The 19,365-nt window shown below is 70.9% G+C and carries 14 protein-coding genes; 5 read left to right on the plus strand and 9 right to left on the minus strand.

From position 1 onward, the window contains the following. Positions 1-58 precede the first annotated feature (58 nt). On the minus strand, positions 59-1,738 hold the full coding sequence (locus ACFY16_RS28180; RefSeq protein ID WP_390649991.1) for a PucR family transcriptional regulator: 1,680 nt from the start codon (positions 1,736-1,738) through the stop codon (positions 59-61). A 142-nt stretch (positions 1,739-1,880) separates the two neighbouring features. Continuing rightward, complete coding sequence (locus ACFY16_RS28185; RefSeq protein ID WP_390649992.1) at positions 1,881-4,328, minus strand: ATP/GTP-binding protein; 2,448 nt, start codon at positions 4,326-4,328, stop codon at positions 1,881-1,883. A 265-nt stretch (positions 4,329-4,593) separates the two neighbouring features. Here ACFY16_RS28185 and gabT point away from each other — a divergent pair, with 265 nt between their 5' ends. The 3 genes from gabT to ACFY16_RS28200 all read left to right on the plus strand — a co-directional run bounded on the left by gabT (position 4,594) and on the right by ACFY16_RS28200 (position 8,922). Next, entirely contained in the window at positions 4,594-5,928 is a 1,335-nt protein-coding gene (gabT, locus tag ACFY16_RS28190) for a 4-aminobutyrate--2-oxoglutarate transaminase (RefSeq protein ID WP_390649993.1), read from the plus strand. Between the two features lie 543 nt (positions 5,929-6,471). Next, on the plus strand, positions 6,472-8,181 hold the full coding sequence (locus ACFY16_RS28195) for a glycosyltransferase (protein ID WP_390649994.1): 1,710 nt from the start codon (positions 6,472-6,474) through the stop codon (positions 8,179-8,181). A 57-nt stretch (positions 8,182-8,238) separates the two neighbouring features. Continuing rightward, positions 8,239-8,922: a phosphatase PAP2 family protein gene (locus tag ACFY16_RS28200; protein WP_390649995.1), complete on the plus strand. Its 684-nt coding sequence runs from the start codon at positions 8,239-8,241 to the stop codon at positions 8,920-8,922. A gap of 187 nt (positions 8,923-9,109) precedes the next feature. Here the strand turns inward: ACFY16_RS28200 and ACFY16_RS28205 are convergent, their stop codons facing one another. From ACFY16_RS28205 to ACFY16_RS28230, 6 genes are read right to left on the minus strand one after another with little or no spacing between them, the layout of a single operon-like run. Then, positions 9,110-10,528, minus strand: coding sequence for an NAD(P)/FAD-dependent oxidoreductase (locus ACFY16_RS28205; protein ID WP_390649996.1), 1,419 nt, complete (start codon positions 10,526-10,528; stop codon positions 9,110-9,112). A gap of 35 nt (positions 10,529-10,563) precedes the next feature. Beyond that, positions 10,564-11,364, minus strand: a complete 801-nt coding sequence (locus ACFY16_RS28210; protein WP_390649997.1) for an ABC transporter permease — start codon at positions 11,362-11,364, stop codon at positions 10,564-10,566. Then, positions 11,365-12,294, minus strand: a complete 930-nt coding sequence (locus ACFY16_RS28215; protein ID WP_390649998.1) for an ABC transporter permease — start codon at positions 12,292-12,294, stop codon at positions 11,365-11,367. Further along, complete coding sequence (locus ACFY16_RS28220; RefSeq protein WP_390649999.1) at positions 12,294-13,463, minus strand: ABC transporter ATP-binding protein; 1,170 nt, start codon at positions 13,461-13,463, stop codon at positions 12,294-12,296. The genes ACFY16_RS28215 and ACFY16_RS28220 overlap by 1 nt, the downstream gene beginning before the upstream one ends. A 5-nt stretch (positions 13,464-13,468) precedes the next feature. Continuing rightward, positions 13,469-14,716: a spermidine/putrescine ABC transporter substrate-binding protein gene (locus tag ACFY16_RS28225; protein ID WP_390650000.1), complete on the minus strand. Its 1,248-nt coding sequence runs from the start codon at positions 14,714-14,716 to the stop codon at positions 13,469-13,471. A gap of 59 nt (positions 14,717-14,775) precedes the next feature. Then, positions 14,776-16,317, minus strand: coding sequence for a gamma-aminobutyraldehyde dehydrogenase (locus ACFY16_RS28230; RefSeq protein WP_390650001.1), 1,542 nt, complete (start codon positions 16,315-16,317; stop codon positions 14,776-14,778). A 211-nt stretch (positions 16,318-16,528) separates the two neighbouring features. On the opposite strand from ACFY16_RS28230, the gene ACFY16_RS28235 reads away from it, so the two are divergent. Next, entirely contained in the window at positions 16,529-17,092 is a 564-nt protein-coding gene (locus tag ACFY16_RS28235) for an NADAR family protein (RefSeq protein ID WP_390650002.1), read from the plus strand. Between the two features lie 35 nt (positions 17,093-17,127). On the opposite strand, the gene ACFY16_RS28240 is transcribed toward ACFY16_RS28235, so the two are convergent. Next, positions 17,128-18,135: a DUF4190 domain-containing protein gene (locus ACFY16_RS28240; RefSeq protein ID WP_390650003.1), complete on the minus strand. Its 1,008-nt coding sequence runs from the start codon at positions 18,133-18,135 to the stop codon at positions 17,128-17,130. Positions 18,136-18,233: 98 nt separating this feature from the next. Between ACFY16_RS28240 and ACFY16_RS28245 the strand changes: the two genes are divergently transcribed. Further along, a complete protein-coding gene (locus ACFY16_RS28245; protein ID WP_390650119.1) occupies positions 18,234-19,364 on the plus strand; it encodes an adenosine deaminase in 1,131 nt (376 codons plus the stop codon). Position 19,365: the final 1 nt, after the last annotated feature.

The raw sequence follows: 19,365 nt of genomic DNA on the forward strand, positions 1-19,365 counted from the left end.
AGTGGTGCAGGGCCGGGACGCTACGGACGGGCCAATTCCAGCCCTCCGGCGCTCGTCCTCACTCCCCGCCCCCCGCCGTCGCCTTCAGCGCGAGCCACAGCTCCATCCGTACGTCCGGATCGTCCAGCGACCGCCCGAGGATCTCCTCCACCCGCCGCATCCGGTACCGCAAGGTGTGCCGGTGCACCCCCAGGTCCGCCGCTGCCGCGTCCCACTGCCCGTGCCGGGACAGCCACGCACGCAGCGAGGCGACGAGGTCACCCCGCCCGGTCGCGTCATGCTCGTACAGCGGCCGCAGCAACCCGTCCGCGAACGCCTTCACCGCGTCGTCGGCGAGCAGCGGCAGCACCGACCCCGCGGCCAGCTGCTCGTGCTCCACGAACACCCGCCCGCGCCGGCGGGCCACGGACAGCGCCTGCTCGGCCTGCTTGTACGCCGCCGCGGCCGCGATCGGCCCGGCCGGCGCGGACAGCCCCACGACGAGCTCGTCCTCCTCGCCGCCGGCCGCCTGCTCCCGCGCGCCCGTGGCGCGCGCCGTCTCCAGCGCCGTCGCGTACTCCCCGCACGCCGCCACGGCCGCGCCCCCGTCCACGGCCAGCACGACCAGCCGTTCCCCCTCCGGGACGACGAGCACGGCCTCACCGGACCGCGCCGCCGCGGACTCGGCGGTCTCGGCCAGCCCGGCGAGCGGATCACCGCTCGCCTCGGCGGCGGCCAGCGCGGCCGCGGACGGCTTGCCGGCGGCCACACGCGCGTGCGTGTCGGCGTGCGCACGCACGGCAGCGGCGGACGCCGACGCCGACTCGGCGACGATGACCCGGAAGGGCGCGTCGAGCAGACCGCCGTAGAGGTCCCCCGCGACGGCGCGGGCATGGTCCGGCTGCCCGGCGAGGAGCATGCGCAGCACGGCGGCGCCGACGCGCTGCTCCGCCGCGTGCAGCGACCGGGACCGTTCGGTGGTCAGGGTGAGCAACGCGATGGCCGAGTGGACGGCGTACCGCTCGGCGGTGCCGAGCGCGGCGGCCGTGCCCACGGCGAGGGCCGCCCGGGGGCGCCTGCCGGTGCCGAGGGAGTGGAGTTCGACCCGGTCCTCGTTCCCGGGGCCGCCGACCACCGACGAGGCGGGGGCGGGCCGCTCGCGCAGCCGCTCCACGTCCGCCGTGAGCCGTGCGGCCCGCCGCAGCGCCCACTCAGGCGCGGCCGCGACGACGGCGCCGGAGGCGTCGTACAGCGCGGCCCAGCCGTCGACCTGTGCGGCAAGCGCGGCGAGGAGGCCCTCGGGGCCGGAGTTCAGCGTCTGCTTGGTCAGTTCGCGCTGGGCGGCGAAGCCCGCGGTGACCGCGCGGTACTGGTCGGCGGCGATCGCGGCGGAGACGGCCTTGCTGATCGCGAGGAACGGCGTGCGGCGTGGCACCTCCAGCAGCGGCAGCCCCTCCTGCCCGGCCGCGTCGACGAGCGCCTTCGGGATCTCGTCGTAGTTGACCCCGACGGCGAAGCCGAGCCCCACCACCCCGGCGCCCACCAGCCGCTTCACATAGCGCCGCATCGCCTCCGGATCCTCCGCGTCCAGTTTCAGCGCGGTGATCAGCAGCAGTTCTCCGCCCTCCATGTAGGGGACGGGATCGGCGAGCTCGCTGACGTGCGCCCACCGGACGGGCACGTCCAGGCGGTCCTCTCCCGCCCGCACGGTCAGCTTGAGCGCGGAGTGGTGGACGAGTGAGGCGAGCGTGGGGGGCATGAGGCCTTCAGGTCTGTGTGTTCGGTGTGGTCCGTGTGGTCCATGTGATCATCGAGATCTTTTGGCCGCTACGTATGAACAACCTATGCCGATTCTGCCTCACCGTACGGTCGCGCGGTGACCGTACGTCCACACGTGCAGCTCAGTGGCCCCGCGCTGCCCGTTCCTCACCCAGCTCCAGCAGCAGCGGCGGCGCGTGGTCGCCCCGCACCGTCGTCAGCGACAGCACCGCGTGCCCCGGCGGCACCCCGTGCGCCAGTTCGGACGCCGACCAGCGCTCCCGCTCGACCTGGCGCACCGTCACCGCTTCCGTGGTCACCGCCTTGCCCGTCACCAGCTTGCGCAGGGCGTGGATGGCGCGGGTCATCGGCTGGTCCGCGAAGACGGTGTGCTTGGCCACGTCCCGCGTCTCCACCCACTCGGTGCCCCAGGCGCTCGCGAACCGGCTGCCGTCCCAGGTCGTGACCCCGGCGAGGGCCATACGACAGCCGACCGCCCCGTACAGCGGCCCGTGCAGGGTCTCGGGGACGTCGGCGACCGTGCGCAGCGCGAGCACGACGCCCGCGTTCTGCGAACGCAGGCGCTGGATCCGGCGCACGGACTCGGTGGTGACGGTGCCGGTCGCGTCGTCGAGGACCAGGCCGGCGAAGTGCGCCCGGTCGCCGTCGCGGGCGACGGCGGCGAACTGGGCCAGGACCAGCCGCGTGATCAGCCGGGACGCCTCCTCGTGGCCGTGCTCGGGCAGGTCGATGCGGACGCGGAGGGGGTGGTGGGCCACCGCGCGCAGCGAGAACGGGCGGATCGTGTCGTCGCCCGCGCCGAAGAAGTCGGCGAAGACCGGCCGGTCCAGCAGGGCGAGCCGGTCGGCGAGAACGGGGGCGGGGTCGGCGGGGGTGCCGTTCTGCCGGACCCGGGCGTCGAGCTCCCTGCGCATCGCGGTGTGCCGCTCGTCCGCCAGGGCCTCGCGCAGGGCCGCCAGCACCGTCGGCTCCCCCTCCAGGAGCTCCCGCAGGACGGGCAGGGACGGGAACTCGCCGTACGCCGCCCGGTAGGGGCCGAGCAGTTGGGCGAGCGCCGTCGCGGCCCGCTGGGCGTCCACGGTGTCGAGGTCGCCGGCCAGCGCCTCGGCGAGGAAGGCGGCCGCCTCGTCGGGATCGTCGGACTCGGCGTACGGGTCCAGGTCGTGGACGGACCTGGGGTTGCCGACGCGCACCACGACGTCGAACGCCGAGTCCGGGCCGAGGGGCGTCCCGGCGGCGCAGACGGCGACGACGGCGCACCGGCCGGTCAGGGCCTGGAGGGCGAGGGACTCGACCACCGGGGCGATCACGTGCCGGGTCTTGCCGGCCCCCGACGGCCCCACGACGAGCAGCGACGTCCCGAGCGTCTCCGGCCCGAGCGCCGCACCCACCCCGCCGTACGCGAGCGGCGTACGGTCACCGCTCGCCCACCGCCCGATGCGCACCTGCCCCACGAGCAGGTCGTGCCGGGCGCCGCGGCCGGGCAGGTCACGGGCGCCGGAGGGGTGGGTGAGCGCGGCGGCGCCCTGGCGCAGCACGGCGTCGGTGAAGGCCGCCTGCCGCGCCTGGCTCCTGGCCTGCTTCCAGGCGTGCTCCACCCGGGCGCAGTCCACGTCGTTCATCCGGCCGGCGAGCACCTCGGCGGTGAGGACGTCCGCGGCTTCGTGCTGCCCGGCCCGGCGCAGCTCGGGCCAGCGCGCCCGGGGTTCGTCGGGGGCCGGCTGCGGGGCCCGGTCCGCCGCCACGCGGCCGCGCGCGGCGAGCCAGGTACGCGCCAAGGACCACCAGCCGCCGATCCTGGCGAAGGGCCACAGGACGAGCAGGGTGATCAGGGCGTAGAGCGCGTCCGTGGTCAGTGCCGAGGTGAAGACGTCGTAGCCGCCGGTGATGAGGACGACGAGGGAGAACAGCGGGTCCACGACGGGCAGGGCGTCCCAGCCGACGCCGGGAAAGGCGCTCGGGAAGACGAAGCTCAGCGTGACCAGGGCGCCCAGAGCCGCGATCAGGGCGCGCGCGGGCTGCTCGCGCCGGGTGACCAGGTGCCGGACGATGTCGCCCCAGCTGCCCAGGCGGCCCATGGCGTACACCAGCACGGCGAAGAAGACGCCGTCGTAGACCACCCTGGCCTCGGCGCCCCGCATGCCCTTGGGAGACGCCGGCGTGCCGCCCCACCACCAGTCGTCCGGGGTGAACAGCCGCAGCAGCGCCCACTGGTACGGGAGGCTGCCTCGGCGCCACAGCGACCACAGGATCAGCGCGGCCACGAGCGGGACCAGCACGCCGACGACGGTGACCGGGGCGAGCCGCTGCGCCGTGCGGGCGGCCTTGGGCAGCCGGTATCCGAACCGCCAGATCCCGGGCCGGGCCTGCGGCCGGGGTTCGTCGAGCCAGTCGGCGACGGTCGGGCGGGGCGGCACACCGGGGGCGTGAGTGGGCGGTGGCGGCACCGCCGGGGCACGCGTAGGCAGTGACGGCACCGCCGGCGCCGTCGGCACGTCCGGTGACCCGGCCGGGCGCGGCACCGGACTCGCATGCGTACCCCGCGCGTCCTGCGTCCCGTCGCTGTCCATCGCCCTGCCCCCTGACCAGCCGCTCCGTCCACCGTCAGCGAGCCAATCTAATGCCCCCGCAGGGGAGTTCACCGCTTACGCGGCCGGGCTCGGGGTGACACACCGCCGCCCCTCTATGTCCACGACGGACAACCGGAGCCGCCGAAAGCGCCCACATGGAGCATGCCCACCCCTCGCTCCCCGTCCTAGCCTGCGAGAAAAGAAGGCAAGCGTCCGAAAACGCCCACCCGGAATCTCCGGTCCGCAAGATCATCAGGGAGCCCCCATGACCGCCCTTCCGCAGGAGCGCCGCGTCGTCACCGCCATCCCCGGCCCGAAGTCGCAGGAGCTGCAGGCCCGCCGTATCGCCGCGGTCGCGGCCGGTGTGGGTTCCACGCTCCCTGTGTTCACGGCCCGCGCGGGCGGCGGCATCATCGAGGACGTCGACGGCAACCGCCTCATCGACTTCGGCTCCGGCATCGCCGTGACCTCGGTCGGCGCCTCCGCCGAGGCCGTCGTACGCCGTGCCTCCGCGCAGCTCGCCGACTTCACCCACACCTGTTTCATGGTCACCCCGTACGAGGGCTACGTGGCGGTCGCCGAGGCCCTCGCCGAGCTCACCCCGGGTGACCACGCCAAGAAGTCCGCCCTGTTCAACAGCGGCGCCGAGGCCGTCGAGAACGCCGTCAAGATCGCGCGTGCGTACACCAAGCGCCAGGCGGTCGTCGTGTTCGACCACGGCTACCACGGGCGTACGAACCTCACGATGGCCCTGACGGCGAAGAACATGCCGTACAAGCACGGCTTCGGCCCGTTCGCGCCCGAGGTCTACCGCGTGCCCGTGGCGTACGGCTACCGCTGGCTGACCGGCCCCGAGAACGCGGGCGCCGAGGCCTCCGCCCAGGCCATCGACATGATCAACAAGCAGATCGGCGCGGACAACGTGGCCGCGATCATCATCGAGCCGGTGCTCGGCGAGGGCGGCTTCATCGAGCCGGCCAAGGGCTTCCTTCCGGCCATCAGCAAGTTCGCCAAGGACAACGGCATCGTCTTCGTCGCCGACGAGATCCAGTCCGGCTTCTGCCGCACCGGCCAGTGGTTCGCGTGCGAGGACGAGGGCATCGTCCCGGACCTGATCACCACCGCCAAGGGCATCGCGGGCGGTCTGCCGCTCGCCGCCGTCACCGGCCGCGCCGAGATCATGGACGCCGCGCACGCGGGCGGCCTGGGCGGCACCTACGGCGGCAACCCGGTGGCCTGCGCGGGCGCGCTCGGCGCGATCGAGACGATGAAGGAGCTCGACCTCAACGCCAAGGCGAAGAACATCGAGGCGATCATGAAGGCGCGCCTCACCGCCATGGCCGAGAAGTTCGACGTCATCGGTGACGTCCGCGGCCGCGGCGCGATGATCGCCATCGAGCTCGTCAAGGACCGCACCACCAAGGAGCCGAACCCGGAGGCGACCGCCGCCCTGGCCAAGGCCTGCCACCAGGAGGGCCTGCTGGTCCTGACCTGTGGCACCTACGGCAACGTGCTCCGCTTCCTGCCCCCGCTGGTCATCGGCGAGGACCTCCTGAACGAGGGCCTCGACATCATCGAGCAGGCCTTCGCTCGCATTTGAGCCCCCCTCCCGCACGTCTGACGGGTGAGCGGCAGAGCGTGTGAAGAACGTGTGCGAGGTGGATGGCAGGACCCGATTCCGCCTGTCTTACGGGGATCGGCTGCCGTAGGTTCTACCGGGATGAGAGTTACACCCTCGCCCACAGGGGACTGTGGGTGACATCAGGCCGGGGCTTCCCCAGCTTCGACCTGGTCGTGCCCTCGCGCACACAGCCGGGGCCTCTGGCTCCGGATTTCCTCACCGATCGGACGGTCGCTCGCCCCAAACCCCCCGGGGCGCGCGGCGTTCCGATCCGGACGGCCGCCCCGGAACCATCCCCCCGGTTCCGGGGCGGCCGACCTGCGTACTGCCACCCACGCCGCCCCGCTCACCCTCGTGAGCGGGGCGGCGTTCTGCTGTCGCGAGAGAAAGTGCCGCCATGACCCGCCGAGGCCGGAAATCAACTGTTGACGCGCCAGCAACACGGCACGTCTTTGCATAAGCAGTAAACGACAGGTAAAACTGTGACTGAAGTTGTCATGAATAGTTCCCGGGGGGGAATTGGTGTCGGACCCGACGGTCACAGTCATCATTGGCGCCTACAACGCCATGCCTTATCTGACCCGCTGCCTCGAGTCGGTGGTCGAGCAGTCACTGGGCACCTACGAACTGGAGTGCCTGGCCGTCGACGACGGGTCCACCGACGGCACGGGGGAAGAGCTGGACCGCTTCGCCGCGAAGCATCCCGACACGGTGCGCGTCGTACACCAGCCGAACTCCGGAGGGCCGAGCGGCCCGCGCAACGTCGCCCTCGGACTGGCCCGGGGCCGGTACGTCTTCTTCCTGGACGCCGACGACTACCTCGGCCCGAACGCGCTGCGGCGGATGATCGACATGGCCGAGCGCAACAGCTCCGATGTGACGCTGGGCAAGTACGTCGGCATCAACTGCACGGTGCCCGTTTCCATGTTCGAGGCCAACCAGGAAGTCGTCGATCTGGCGACCTCCCGCGTCTGGTACGCCCTGACCCCGCACAAGCTCTTCCGGCGCTCCTTCCTGGACGAGCACCGGCTGCGCTTCGACGAGGACGTCCACATAGGCGAGGACCGCATCTTCGTCACCAAGGCCTATCTGCTGGCCTCCGCGATCTCCGTGGTCGCCGACGAGGACTGCTACTTCAAGGTCAAGCGCGACGACCAGGGCAACATCACCAGCAACTACCGGGACCTGATGGAACGCTTCGAGGTCGCCCGGCGCCTGATGACCGCGATCACCGCGTACAGCGAACCCGGGCCCGTTCGCGACGCCGCGCTGCTGCGGCACTTCAGGGGCGGCCTGCTGGACTCCTTCTCCTGGCGCTTCCCACTGATGGAGGAGAGCGACCGGCTGAAGGCCATGGGGATCGCCAAGGAGCAGTTGGACGCGTTCTACACCCCGGAACTCGACGCCCGGATGACCGCGTGGCTCCGCCTGTTCGCCCACTGCGCCCAGCACGGACTGCAGCAGGAACTGATCGACATCATCGACTTCCGCACCGAGGCGAGCCGCAAGCGACAGCCCCCGTACGGCACGGTCGTCGAGAACGGGCGCGCCTACGCCGTCTACCCGTACTTCCGCGACGAGAAGGCCGGCATCCCCGACTCCTGCTACGACATCACCGACGAACTCCAGCAGAACGACCGGCTGGACGCCGTGGAGTGGCACGAGGCCCGGCGACGCGGCGTACTGCGGCTGCGCGGCTACGGCTACATCGAGCACGTGGACACCCGCAAGCCCGCCACCGAGCTGGTCCTGCGGCTGCGGAACGACGGCCGCGAGGTACGCGTCCCCACCCGCCGCACAGCGCTGCCCGCTCTCACCCCCGAACAGGGCCACGCCTTCGACCACAGGCTCTCGGGCTTCACCGCCGACATCGACATCACCAGGGCCATGGACGGCGCCCCGCTGCCGACGGGTATCTGGGACGTGTACCTCAATGTCCTCACCCAGGGCCTGAGCACCCAGCGCAGGTTCGGCGCCCGCAAGGCGGACGACCTGGCTCCGGCCCGCGGCGGCCGGAGCGGACGCCTCGCCGTCAAGCCGTACTACACCCAGGGGTACGCCAATCTCAGCCTGGACGTCACCGCCGCCGCTCAGAAGAAGGCGAAGGGGAGCAAGCAGGGCGGGCGCGGCGGGCTCACCGGCCTCGGCAGGCGCATCGGCAAGAGGGGCCTCAGAAAGCTCAAGAGGCTCAGCCGCCTGTCCGGCGGACGCGGCGCGGCGCCGCGCGGGTAGGCCGACAGGGCCTGGGGGACCGTGCGCGGTTCCGGCGGTACCTGGCAGGCTGGGTCCATGCCGAGCTGCCCTGACCCGCGGGCCGAGGGCGCTCCCGCGCCGCCGACCGCCGAACGACCGGCGTCCTTCCTCCTGCTCCTGCCCGGAGTGCCGGCGCTCCTCTTCGCGCTCATCACCTGGCAGATCGTCGCCGACGGCCCGCTGCTGCGCGTGGACGAACGGGTCAGCCGCGCCCTGGTCCACCCCGACCGGGCCTCCGAGCTGCTCTCCGACCTCGGCAGCGTCACGGTGGCACTGCCCGTCCTGGCCCTGGTCGCGGGGTGGGTCGCCCGGCTGGGCCGGGCCACGGGGGCGCGCCGCTGGTGGCTGCCGCCCCTCGCCGCGGCCGTGCTGCTCGCTCTGGTGCCGGCGATCGTCGTGCCCGTGAAGGAGTGGACCGCCCGCCACGGCACCCCGGCCGTGCCGCCCGGGGTCGGCTACTACCCTTCCGGTCACACCGCCACCGCGGCCATCGCCTACGGCTCCGCGACCCTGCTGCTCCTCCCCCTGCTCCGCTCGGCCGGGGCCCGCCGGCTGCTCGTCGCCGGCTGTCTCGCCCTCGTACTCGGCGTCAGCTTCGGCCTGGTCAGGCACGGCTACCACTGGCCGCTCGATGTCGCGGCCAGTTGGTGTCTGTGTGCGGTGCTGCTCTTCGCGCTGTGGAGGTTTCTGCGGCGCGCAGGGCTCGCTGAGCGGCCTTGACGAGGTCCGGTGCGGTATCGCGCCCCGTAAGGGGGCGCGGGGCTGTGTCGATGTGCGGCTCCGCCGCGTGGGCGCGACCGGCCCCCACCGGCTCGCGGGTTCGTCATCGCGCTGCCGGCGGAGCGCTCAGCCGTCCTCCTTCGTGGCCAGACACGCCTCGATGGAGTGAACCGGATCACACCCGCGGTCAGCTGTCGAATCCGAGGCCCAGCTTGTCCATCGTCTTCAACCACAGGTTGCGTCGGCCGCCCTGGGCGTCCGCCCTGGCCAACGACCACTTGGTGAGCGCGATGCCGGTCCAGGCGAAGGGCTCGGGCGGGAACGGCAGCGGCTTCTTGCGCACCATCTCCAGCTCGGTGCGCTCGGTCCGCTCCCCCGCCAGCAGGTCCAGCATCACGTCCGCGCCGAAGCGCGTCGCGCCGACGCCCAGGCCCGTGAAGCCGGCCGCGTAGGCGACCCTCCCGTGGTGGGCGGTGCCGAAGAACGCCGAGAAGCGCGAGCAGGTGTCGATCGCCCCGCCCCACGTGTGCGTGAAGCGGACGCCCTCCAGCTGCGGGAAGCAGGTGAAGAAGTGCCCGGCGAGCTTGGCGTACGTCTCCGGGCGGTCGTCGTACTCGGCGCGCACCCGCCCGCCGTACGGGTAGATCGCGTCGTAGCCGCCCCACAGGATCCGGTTGTCGGCGCTCAGCCGGAAGTAGTGGAACTGGTTCGCCGAATCCCCCAGGCCCTGCCGGTTCCGCCAGCCGATCGACGCCAGTTGCCCAGCGGTCAGCGGCTCGGTCATCAGCGCGTAGTCGTAGACCGGAACGGTGTACGACCGTACGCGCTTGACCAGGCTCGGGAAGATGTTCGTGCCGAGCGCGACCCGGCGGGCGCGGACCTCGCCGTACGGGGTGCGTACGGCCATGCCGGCGCCGTACGGCTTCAGGGTCAGGGCGGGAGTGTGCTCGTGGACGCGTACGCCGAGGTCGAGGCAGGCCTTCTTCAGGCCCCAGGCCAGCTTGGCCGGGTTGAGCATGGCCACGCCCCGGCGGTCCCACAGGCCCGCCTGGAAGGTGGGCGAGGCGACCTGCTCGCGCACGGCGTCGGCGTCCAGGAACTCGATGCCGTCGGCGAGACCCTTCTCCTCCAGCTCCGTGTACCAGTCGCGCAGTTCCCACGCCTGGTACGTCTCGGTGGCGACGTCGATCTCGCCGGTGCGCTCGAAGTCGCAGTCGAGGGAGTAGCGGGCGACCGCCTTCTCGATCTCGTCGAGGTTGCGGGCGCCCAGCTCCTGGAGCTTGTGGATCTCGTCCGGCCAGCGGGTGAGGCCGTTGGGCAGGCCGTGCGTGAGGGAGGCGGCGCAGAAACCGCCGTTGCGGCCCGAGGCGGCCCAGCCCACCTCACGGCCTTCCAGCAGCACCACATCGCGTTGCGGATCGCGTTCCTTGGCGATCAGGGCGGTCCACAGTCCGCTGTATCCGCCGCCGACGACCAGCAGGTCGCAGGTCTCGGCGCCGGTGAGCGCGGGCTGGGGGTGGGGCTTGCCGGGGTCTTCGAGCCAGTACGGGACCGGCTGTGCTTCGGAAAGAGACTTGATCCACCGGTTCATGGCGCTTGGGGCCATGATTTCAACTCCCTACGAAGGGTTCACTGGAAGGCTTATGCCTTTTGTTTGTTTCGGCGGTTGCCGATGACCATGGAGACCAGGACGAACAGTACGGCGACGAGGAACATGGCCGTGCCGATGACATTGATCTGAACGGGCGTTCCGCGCTGTGCCGAGCCCCAGACGAACATGGGGAAGGTGACGGTCGAGCCCGCGTTGAAATTGGTGATGATGAAATCGTCGAAGGAGAGCGCGAAGGAGAGCAGCGCGCCTGCGGCGATTCCGGGGGCCGCGATGGGCAGGGTGACCCTGAGGAAGGTCTGCGCGGGACCGGCGTACAGGTCCTGGGCCGCCTGCTCCAGACGCGGGTCCATCGACATCACGCGCGCCTTGACCGCGGTGACGACGAAGCTGAGGCAGAACATGATGTGCGCGATCAGGATCGTCCAGAAGCCGAGCTGCGCGCCCATGTTGAGGAACAGGGTGAGCAGCGAGGCGGCCATGACGACCTCGGGCATCGCCATCGGCAGGAAGATCAGCGAGTTCACGGCGCCGCGCGCGCGGAAGCGGTAGCGGACCAGCGCGAAGGCGATCATCGTGCCGAGGAGGGTGGCACCGATCGTCGCCCAGAACGCGATCTGGAGGCTGATCGACAGTGAGCCGCACATGCCGGCGACGCCGCACGGGTCCTTCCAGGCGTCCGTGGAGAACTGCTGCCAGGCGTAGTTGAAGCGCCCCTTCGGTTTGTTGAAGGAGAACACTGTGACGACGATGTTGGGCAGCAGCAGATAAGCGAGGGTCAGCAGTCCCGCGATGACCACGAAATGGCGCTTGAGCCAGTTGACGAAGGGCATTTAGACGAGATCCTCCGTCCCGGACCTGCGGATGTAGAAGGTGACCATGAGGAGAATCGCGGCCATGAGGATGAAGGAAAGTGCCGCGGCCGTCGGATAGTCGAGGATGCGCAGGAACTGCGTCTGGATGACGTTTCCGATCATGCGGGTGTCGGTGGAGCCGAGGAGTTCGGCGTTCACGTAGTCGCCGGCCGCCGGGATGAACGTCAGCAGGGTGCCGGAGACCACGCCCGGCATGGACAGCGGGAAGGTGACCTTGCGGAAGGTCGTGAACGGCTGGGCGTACAGGTCGCCCGCCGCCTCGTGCAGCCGTCCGTCGATGCGCTCCAGGGAGGTGTAGAGCGGCAGGATCATGAACGGCAGGAAGTTGTACGTCAGACCGCACACCACCGCGAGCGGTGTGGCCAGCACTCGGTCGCCCGAGGTCCAGCCGAGCCAACCGGTGACATCCAGGACGTGCAGCGTGTTGAGCGCGCCGACGACCGGGCCGCCGTCCGCGAGGATCGTCTTCCAGGCGAGGGTACGGATCAGAAAGCTGGTGAAGAACGGCGCGATCACCAGGATCATGATCAGGTTGCGCCAGCGGCCCGCGCGGAAGGCGATCAGGTAGGCGAGCGGATAGCCCAGCACCAGGCACAGCACGGTGGCGGCGCCCGCATAGAGAACCGAGCGCAGGAACTGCGGCCAGTACTCGCTCAGCGCGTCCCAGTAGGTCGCGAAGTGCCAGGTGACCTTGTAGCCCCCCTCCAGGGAGCCCGTCTGCACGGACGTGGAGGCCTGGTAGATCATCGGCAGCGCGAAGAAGACGATCAGCCAGAGCAGGCCGGGCAGCAGCAGCCAGTACGGCGTCCAGCGGCCCCTCTTGCGCGGTGGCTTCGTCACGGGCGCCTCGGGGGCGAGCGGTGGGGGCGCCTCGGTGAGCGTCGACATCAGGCGGCCTCTTCCCCGACTGTCTCCACGCCCGCGGAGCCCACTGTCCCAGCAAGCAGGGACTGAGCGGCGTCCAGGCCGAAGGTGTGCGCCGGGTTCCAGTGCAGGACGACCTCGGCGCCGGGCACCAGCCGGGCGTCGCGGTCGATGTTCTGGGCGTACACCTCGAACTCGGGACAGACGGGGCTGTCGATGACGTACTGCGTGGAGACCCCGATGAAGCTGGAGTCGGCGATCCTGCCGGTGATGCGGTTACGGCCCTCGGGGATCTCACCCGCCTCGTCGGCGTGGCTGAGTGAGATCTTCTCCGGGCGGACGCCGACCAGCACCTTGCCGCCGGTCGTCGTGGGCGCGGAACAGCGCGCCCCGGGCAGGACGAGCTTGCCGCCGCCGGCCTTCAGGACGATGTCGTCGCCGCTCTTGGCGTCGACCTCGGCCTCGATGAGGTTGGAGGTGCCGAGGAAGTTGGCGACGAAGGTGGTCTTGGGGTTCTCGTAGAGGTCGGCGGGCGAGCCCAGTTGTTCGACACGGCCCGCGTTCATCACGGCGACCGTGTCGGCCATCGTCATGGCCTCCTCCTGGTCGTGCGTGACGTGGACGAAGGTGATGCCGACCTCGGTCTGGATGCGCTTGAGCTCCAGCTGCATCTGGCGGCGCAGCTTCAGGTCGAGAGCGCCGAGGGGCTCGTCGAGGAGCAGCACCTTGGGGTGGTTGATCAGCGCGCGGGCCACGGCGACGCGCTGCTGCTGGCCGCCGGAGAGCTGGTGCGGCTTCTTGCGCGCCTGCTCGCCGAGCTGGACGAGCTCCAGCATGTCCTCGACCTGTTTCTTCACCGACTTGATGCCGCGCCGGCGCAGACCGAAGGCGACGTTCTCGAAGATGTCGAGGTGCGGGAAGAGGGCGTAGGACTGGAAGACCGTGTTCACCGGCCGCTTGTACGGCGGCAGGTGGGTCACCTCCTGGTCGCCGAGGAAGACGGTGCCGGAGGAAGGTTCCTCCAGACCGGCGATCATGCGCAGCGTGGTGGTCTTGCCGCAGCCGGAGGCGCCGAGGAGGGCGAAGAAGGAGCCCTGCGGCACGGTCAGGTCGAGCGGGTGCACGGCGGTGAAGGAGCCGTAGGTCTTGCTGATCCCGGAGAGGCGGACGTCGCCGCTGCTGTCATTCGTCATCGTGGTCACGCCCCTGTGAGCTTCGCGAACTTGCCTTCGTAGGCCGTCTCTTCCTTGCTGTTCAGCGAGCGGAAGGCACGGGACTTGGCTGCCATGGCCTTGTCGGGAATGATCAGCGGGTTGTTCGCCGCGTCCTCGTCGATCTTCGCGAGGTAGGGCTTCACTCCGTCGACCGGACATACGTAGTTGATGTACGCGGCGAGCTCCGCGGCCGGCTCGTGCTCGTAGTAGTAGTCGATGAGCCGCTCGGCGTTCGTCTTGTGGCGCGCCTTGTTGGGGACCAGCAGGTTGTCGGTCGACGTCAGGTAGCCGCTGTCCGGGATGATGAAGTCGATGTCCGGGCTGTCCGCCTTGAGCTGCACGACGTCGCCGGCCCAGGCGAGGCAGGCGGCGAAGTCGCCCGAGGTGAGGTCGGAGGTGTAGTCGTTGCCGGTGAAGCGGCGGATCTGACCCTTGTCGACGGCCTTCTGGAGGCGGGCGATCACCGCGTCGAAGTCGTCGTCGGTGAACTTCGCCGGGTCCTTGCCCATGTCCAGCAGCGTCATGCCGATGCTGTCGCGCATCTCCGACAGAAAGCCGACGCGCCCCTTGAGCTTGGGGTTGTCGAGCAGGTCGGAGACCGACTTCACCTCGACGCCGTCGAGCGCCTTCTTGTTGTAGGCGATGACGGTCGAGATGCCCTGCCAGGGGTAGGAGTAGGCGCGGCCCGGGTCCCAGTCGGGGTCGCGGAACTGCGCCGCCAGGTTGGTGTAGGCGTGCGGCAGGTTGGACGGGTCCAGTTTCTGGACCCATCCGAGGCGTATCAGGCGGGCGGCCAGCCAGTCGGTGAGGACGATGACGTCCCGGCCGGTGTCCTGGCCCGCGGCGAGCTGCGGCTTGATCTTGCCGAAGAACTCGTTGTTGTCGTTGATGTCCTCGGTGTACTTGACCGTGATGCCGGTTCGCTTGGCGAAGGCGTCGAGCGTGGGGTGGTGCTTGCCGCTGTCGTCGACATCCATGTACTCGGTCCAGTTGGAGAAGTTGACGGTCTTCTCCTTGGCCGAGTGGTCCTCTGCGGAGGTGCCGCCCTGCGTCTTGCCGGCCGCGGGGATCCCGCAGCCGCTCAGCGCCCCCAGTCCGCCGACCGCGAGCGCGCCGCCCGCGGAGGCGCGCAGCAGCGACCGGCGGGTCATGGCTGCCCTGCCGTTGCGGAAGCTGCGCCGCATGGCGGCCGCTCGGGCCGGGGTCAGGCGGTCGGGCTCGTACTGCTCCATGCGCGTGGTGCCCTTTCGGGAGGGGTCGGGCCGACCGTGGTCGGCGGCCGGTCGTCGCTCTATCGGTCCCCGAAGATGGTGCGGTGCCAGTCCTTGCGGGCCACCGCGGTGTTGTCGAACATGACATGCTTGATCTGGGTGTACTCCTCGAACGAGTACGTGGACATGTCCTTGCCGAAGCCGGACGACTTGTAGCCGCCGTGCGGCATCTCGCTGATGATCGGGATGTGGTCGTTGACCCACACACAGCCCGCCTTGATCTCACGGGTCGCACGGTTGGCCCGGTAGACGTCCCGGCTCCACGCGGAGGCGGCGAGGCCGTACGGGGTGTCGTTGGCCAGCCGGATCCCCTCGTCGTCACTGTCGAAGGGCAGCACGACCAGCACCGGCCCGAAGATCTCCGACTGCACGATCTCGCTGTCCTGAGTGGCGTCCGCGATCAGGGTGGGGCGATAGTAAGCGCCGTTCTTGAGGTCGCCCTGAGGGGCCTCACCGCCGGTCACCACGCGCGCGTAGGCACGCGCCCGGTCGACGAAACCGGCGACGCGGTCGCGCTGGACGTGCGAGATCAGCGGGCCGAGGTCGGTGCCGGGGGCGGAGGGGTCACCGAGCCGGACGCTCTCCATGAGGGCGGCGGTCCGTGCGACGAACGCTTCGTAGAGGGGACGCTGCACGTACGCGCGCGTGGCGGCCGTGCAGTCCTGGCCGGTGTTGATGAGGGCGCCCGCGACGGCGCCGTTGGCGGCGGCCTCCAGGTCGGCGTCGTCGAAGACGACGAAGGGGGCCTTGCCGCCCAGCTCCAGGTGGATCCGCTTGACGGTGGCGGTCGCGATCTCGGCGACGCGCCTGCCGACGGCGGTGGAGCCGGTGAAGGAGGTCATGGCCACATCGGGGTGAGCGACCAGGTGCTCGCCCGCCTCCCTTCCGGTGCCGGTGACGATGTTGATGACACCGTCCGGGATTCCCGCGTCGGTCGCGGCCTGGGCGAAGAGCAGGGAGGTGAGCGGGGTGAGCTCGGCGGGCTTCAGCACGATCGTGTTGCCCGCGGCGATCGCCGGGAGGATCTTCCAGGCGGCCATCTGGAGGGGGTAGTTCCAGGGCGCGATGGAGCCGACCACGCCGATGGGCTCGCGGCGGACGTACGAGGTGTGGTCGCCGGAGTACTCACCCGCGGACTGCCCCTGGAGGTGCCGGGCGGCACCCGCGAAGAAGGCGGTGTTGTCGATCGTGCCCGGGACGTCGAACTCGCGGGTCAGCTTCAGCGGCTTGCCGCACTGGAGCGACTCGGCGCGTGCGAAGTCCTCGGCGCGCTCGGCGAGCACGGCGGCGAGGCGGTGCAGCGCGTCGGAGCGTTCCCCGGGCGTGGCGAGCGACCAGCCGGGGAACGCCTCGCGCGCGGCGGCGACGGCCGCGTCGACGTCGTCGGGGCCGGCCAGTTCGTAAGTGTGGACCTCCTCGCCGGTGGCGGGGTCGACGACCGCATGGGTGCGACCGGAGGTGCCCTTCGTCAGACGGCCCGCGATGAACTGCGCACCGTTCCCGAAACGCTCCTGGGCGGGAAATCGGTCCGGCGTGACGCCCGTTGTACCCGGGTTCTGCATGTCGCTCTCCTCCGCCGTCGCCCCGCTTGCATCGGGGGCGGGTGGCGTAGCTCCAGCTCGATTTGAGTGCCGATCCTGACAGAGCAAGGGGACTCCAACAAGTGATTCCGTTGTTGCCTTTTGGTTACGCGACGGAATCTGTCGACCAGGTGTCGAGTCGACATGGAAAAGGAAGGACGAGGTGTCAGTGGTGCGTGCCAGACTCGCGTGCATGGGGAAGATCGATTCTTGGGAAGCCCTGGTCAGGGAGGTCCACGCGGGGGCGAGGATCAAGTACCTGCACTTCTGGGGACACCGTCCGCGGCCCGACGGCCAGGTCGGAGCGAGCTGTCTGAGCCAGTGGTGGCCGTCACCGTTCGTGGTCGACGGTGTCGAATACGCCACGGCCGAGCACTGGATGATGGCCGGCAAGGCACGGCTCTTCGGCGACGCGGAGGGGGAGCGGCGTGTGCTGGCCGCGGGGCATCCGTCGCAGGCGAAGAAGGCCGGGCGGCTGGTGCGGAGCTTCGACGAGGCCATATGGGAACGAGAGCGGTTCCGGATCGTGGTCGAGGGCAGCGTTCACAAGTTCACCGCCGACGCCGCGCTGCGCGACTTCCTGCTGGGCACGGGCGACCGGGTGCTGGTGGAGGCGAGCCCCGTCGACCGGGTGTGGGGCATCGGCCTCGCCGCGGACGACGAGGCGGCGGCTGATCCGGAGCGGTGGCGGGGGCCGAACCTGCTGGGGTTCGCGTTGATGGCGGCACGGGAGCGGCTGCGGGCGGAGGCCGGTTAGCCGGACGAGGCCGGTTGGCCCCCGCTCACCTCACCTCAGGGCGCCACGATCAGCAGGACGATCATTCCGATGCCCAGGACGATGCCCACGGCGCCGCAGATGAGGCCGGCCAGGGCCTGGCCCCCGTTGGTGGCCTCGCCCCGGTTGGCCTTCTTGCGGCCGATCGCGCCGAAGATCACGCCGAGGACGCCCATGATGATGGCGATCGGCCAGAGGCAGAACACGATGGCCGACAGGATGCCGAGCACAAGGGCGGCCGTGCCCATCCCGTTGTTCGCCATCGGCGGCATACCGGGCCAGCCGTAGTAACCGGGCGCACCAGGGGCCTGCGGGCCGTGGGCGCCGCCGTAGCCCGGCTGTGCCGGGTAGCCGTAGCCACCGGGATGAGCGCCGGGGTAGCCGTACGGCAGCTGTCCGGGGCCGTCGGGTGCGATGGGTGGCGGGGGGACGTGCTCGCCGCCGTGGGCCGGGGCCGCGAAGGGGTTGCCGGGAGCGTCGGCCGGGCCGCCTGCCTGTGCCGTGTGGTACGGCGGCGGGAAGCCACCGCCCGGGACGCCCTGCCCGCCCTGACCCCCCGGGTTCGGCGCGGCGAACGGGCCGGCCCACGGCTGAGCCGGCGCGCCGCCGTAGTTCGGGCCGTAGTCGGGGCCGTAGTTCGGGCCATTGACCGCCCGGTCGTCCGCCCCGCTGTCCACGCCGGGCGTGGACACGGCCGTCTGCTGGTGGTGGACGGACGGGGGTGCGGGAGCCGGCGAGCCGCCCGAGGTGATCGGGACGCCCGAGGCGATGGTGTGGCCGGGGCCGTCGCCCGGAGCCGCGTCCGCCGGTGGCGCCCAGGGGCTCGCCCCGGCAGTCTCGGAGGCCGTGTCCCGCACCGACGGCGCCCGTGGAGCCGTTCCCTTGTCGAAGGAGACCCTGTCTGCCGACTCGGTGTCCGCGGGCTCCTTGCCGAAAGACACCGGGGGAGCCGCGTCGCCGGTCGGAGCCGGCCGGTGCGCGGCCGCGTTCTCCGGTGCCTCCGGCGTCTGCGCGTCGTCGGACATGCGCGGGGTCCCCTCTGTTGTACGTGCCGTCATGCTAAGGCCCGGGCCCTTCCGCCGTACGGCAGGCCTACGATGATCCCCGAGTCACCGATCAGCCGATCACCCGCGTCCCGCTCGGCCGCCACAGCGCCCGGGACGCCTGTCCCGGGGAGGACCCCTTGACCGCTCACGCCGACGCCGAACGCGGCCCGCGCACTTCGCGCGACCTGCACGCCTTCATCGCCGGACTGCCCAAGGCCGAACTGCACGTGCACCACGTCGGCTCCGCTTCCCCGCGCATCGTCTCCGAACTGGCCGCCCGCCACCCCGACTCCAAGGTCCCCACCGACCCGGAGGCCCTGGCCGACTACTTCACGTTCACGGACTTCGCCCACTTCATCGAGGTCTACCTGTCCGTCGTCGACCTGATCCGCACCCCGGAGGACGTACGGCTGCTGACCTACGAGGTGGCCCGGGACCTGGCCCGGCAGCAGGTGCGCTACGCCGAGTTGACCGTCACCCCGTTCTCCTCGACCCGCCGTGGCATCGACGAGGGGGCCTTCATGGCCGCGATCGAGGATGCCCGCAAGGCGGCGGAGGCCGAGTTCGGGACCGTACTGCGCTGGTGCTTCGACATCCCCGGCGAAGCGGGTCTGGAGTCGGCCGAGGAGACGGCCCGGCTCGCCACCGACGACCGGCTACGGCCCGAGGGCCTGGTGTCCTTCGGGCTCGGCGGGCCCGAGATCGGCGTACCGAGGCCGCAGTTCAAGCCGTATTTCGACCGGGCGATCGCCGCGGGGCTGCACTCGGTGCCGCACGCCGGCGAGACCACCGGACCGGAGACGGTGTGGGACGCCCTCACTCACCTGGGCGCCGAACGCATCGGCCACGGCACCAGCTCCGCCCGTGACCCCCGGCTGCTCGCCCACCTCGCCGAGCACCGCATCGCGCTGGAGGTGTGCCCCACCTCCAACATCGCCACCCGCGCGGTCCGCACGCTCGACGAGCACCCCGTCAAGGAGTTCGTGCGGGCCGGGGTCCTCGTCACGATCAACTCCGACGACCCGCCGATGTTCGGTACCGACCTCAACAACGAGTACGCGGTCGCCGCCCGGCTGCTGGACCTCGACGAGCGGGGCCTGGCCGAACTGGCCAGGAACGCGGTCGAGGCGTCCTTCCTCGACGAGCCCGGCAAGGCGAAGCTGGCCGCCGAGATCGAGACGTACACCTCGGGGTGGCTCACCCCCTGAC

This window comes from Streptomyces sp. NPDC001315, assembly GCF_042896175.1.
Classification (GTDB): Bacteria; Actinomycetota; Actinomycetes; order Streptomycetales; family Streptomycetaceae; genus Streptomyces.

Excerpts from the sequence above, each read along its gene's own strand:
- ACFY16_RS28180 (WP_390649991.1), bottom strand. The coding sequence starts at position 1,738 with ATGCCCCCCACGCTCGCCTCACTCGTCCACCACTCCGCGCTCAAGCTG.
- ACFY16_RS28185 (WP_390649992.1), bottom strand. The coding sequence starts at position 4,328 with ATGGACAGCGACGGGACGCAGGACGCGCGGGGTACGCATGCGAGTCCG.
- gabT (WP_390649993.1), top strand. The coding sequence starts at position 4,594 with ATGACCGCCCTTCCGCAGGAGCGCCGCGTCGTCACCGCCATCCCCGGC.
- ACFY16_RS28200 (WP_390649995.1), top strand. The coding sequence starts at position 8,239 with ATGCCGAGCTGCCCTGACCCGCGGGCCGAGGGCGCTCCCGCGCCGCCG.
- ACFY16_RS28205 (WP_390649996.1), bottom strand. The coding sequence starts at position 10,528 with ATGGCCCCAAGCGCCATGAACCGGTGGATCAAGTCTCTTTCCGAAGCA.
- ACFY16_RS28210 (WP_390649997.1), bottom strand. The coding sequence starts at position 11,364 with ATGCCCTTCGTCAACTGGCTCAAGCGCCATTTCGTGGTCATCGCGGGA.
- ACFY16_RS28215 (WP_390649998.1), bottom strand. The coding sequence starts at position 12,294 with ATGTCGACGCTCACCGAGGCGCCCCCACCGCTCGCCCCCGAGGCGCCC.
- ACFY16_RS28220 (WP_390649999.1), bottom strand. The coding sequence starts at position 13,463 with ATGACGAATGACAGCAGCGGCGACGTCCGCCTCTCCGGGATCAGCAAG.
- ACFY16_RS28225 (WP_390650000.1), bottom strand. The coding sequence starts at position 14,716 with ATGGAGCAGTACGAGCCCGACCGCCTGACCCCGGCCCGAGCGGCCGCC.
- ACFY16_RS28230 (WP_390650001.1), bottom strand. The coding sequence starts at position 16,317 with ATGCAGAACCCGGGTACAACGGGCGTCACGCCGGACCGATTTCCCGCC.
- ACFY16_RS28235 (WP_390650002.1), top strand. The coding sequence starts at position 16,529 with ATGGGGAAGATCGATTCTTGGGAAGCCCTGGTCAGGGAGGTCCACGCG.
- ACFY16_RS28240 (WP_390650003.1), bottom strand. The coding sequence starts at position 18,135 with ATGTCCGACGACGCGCAGACGCCGGAGGCACCGGAGAACGCGGCCGCG.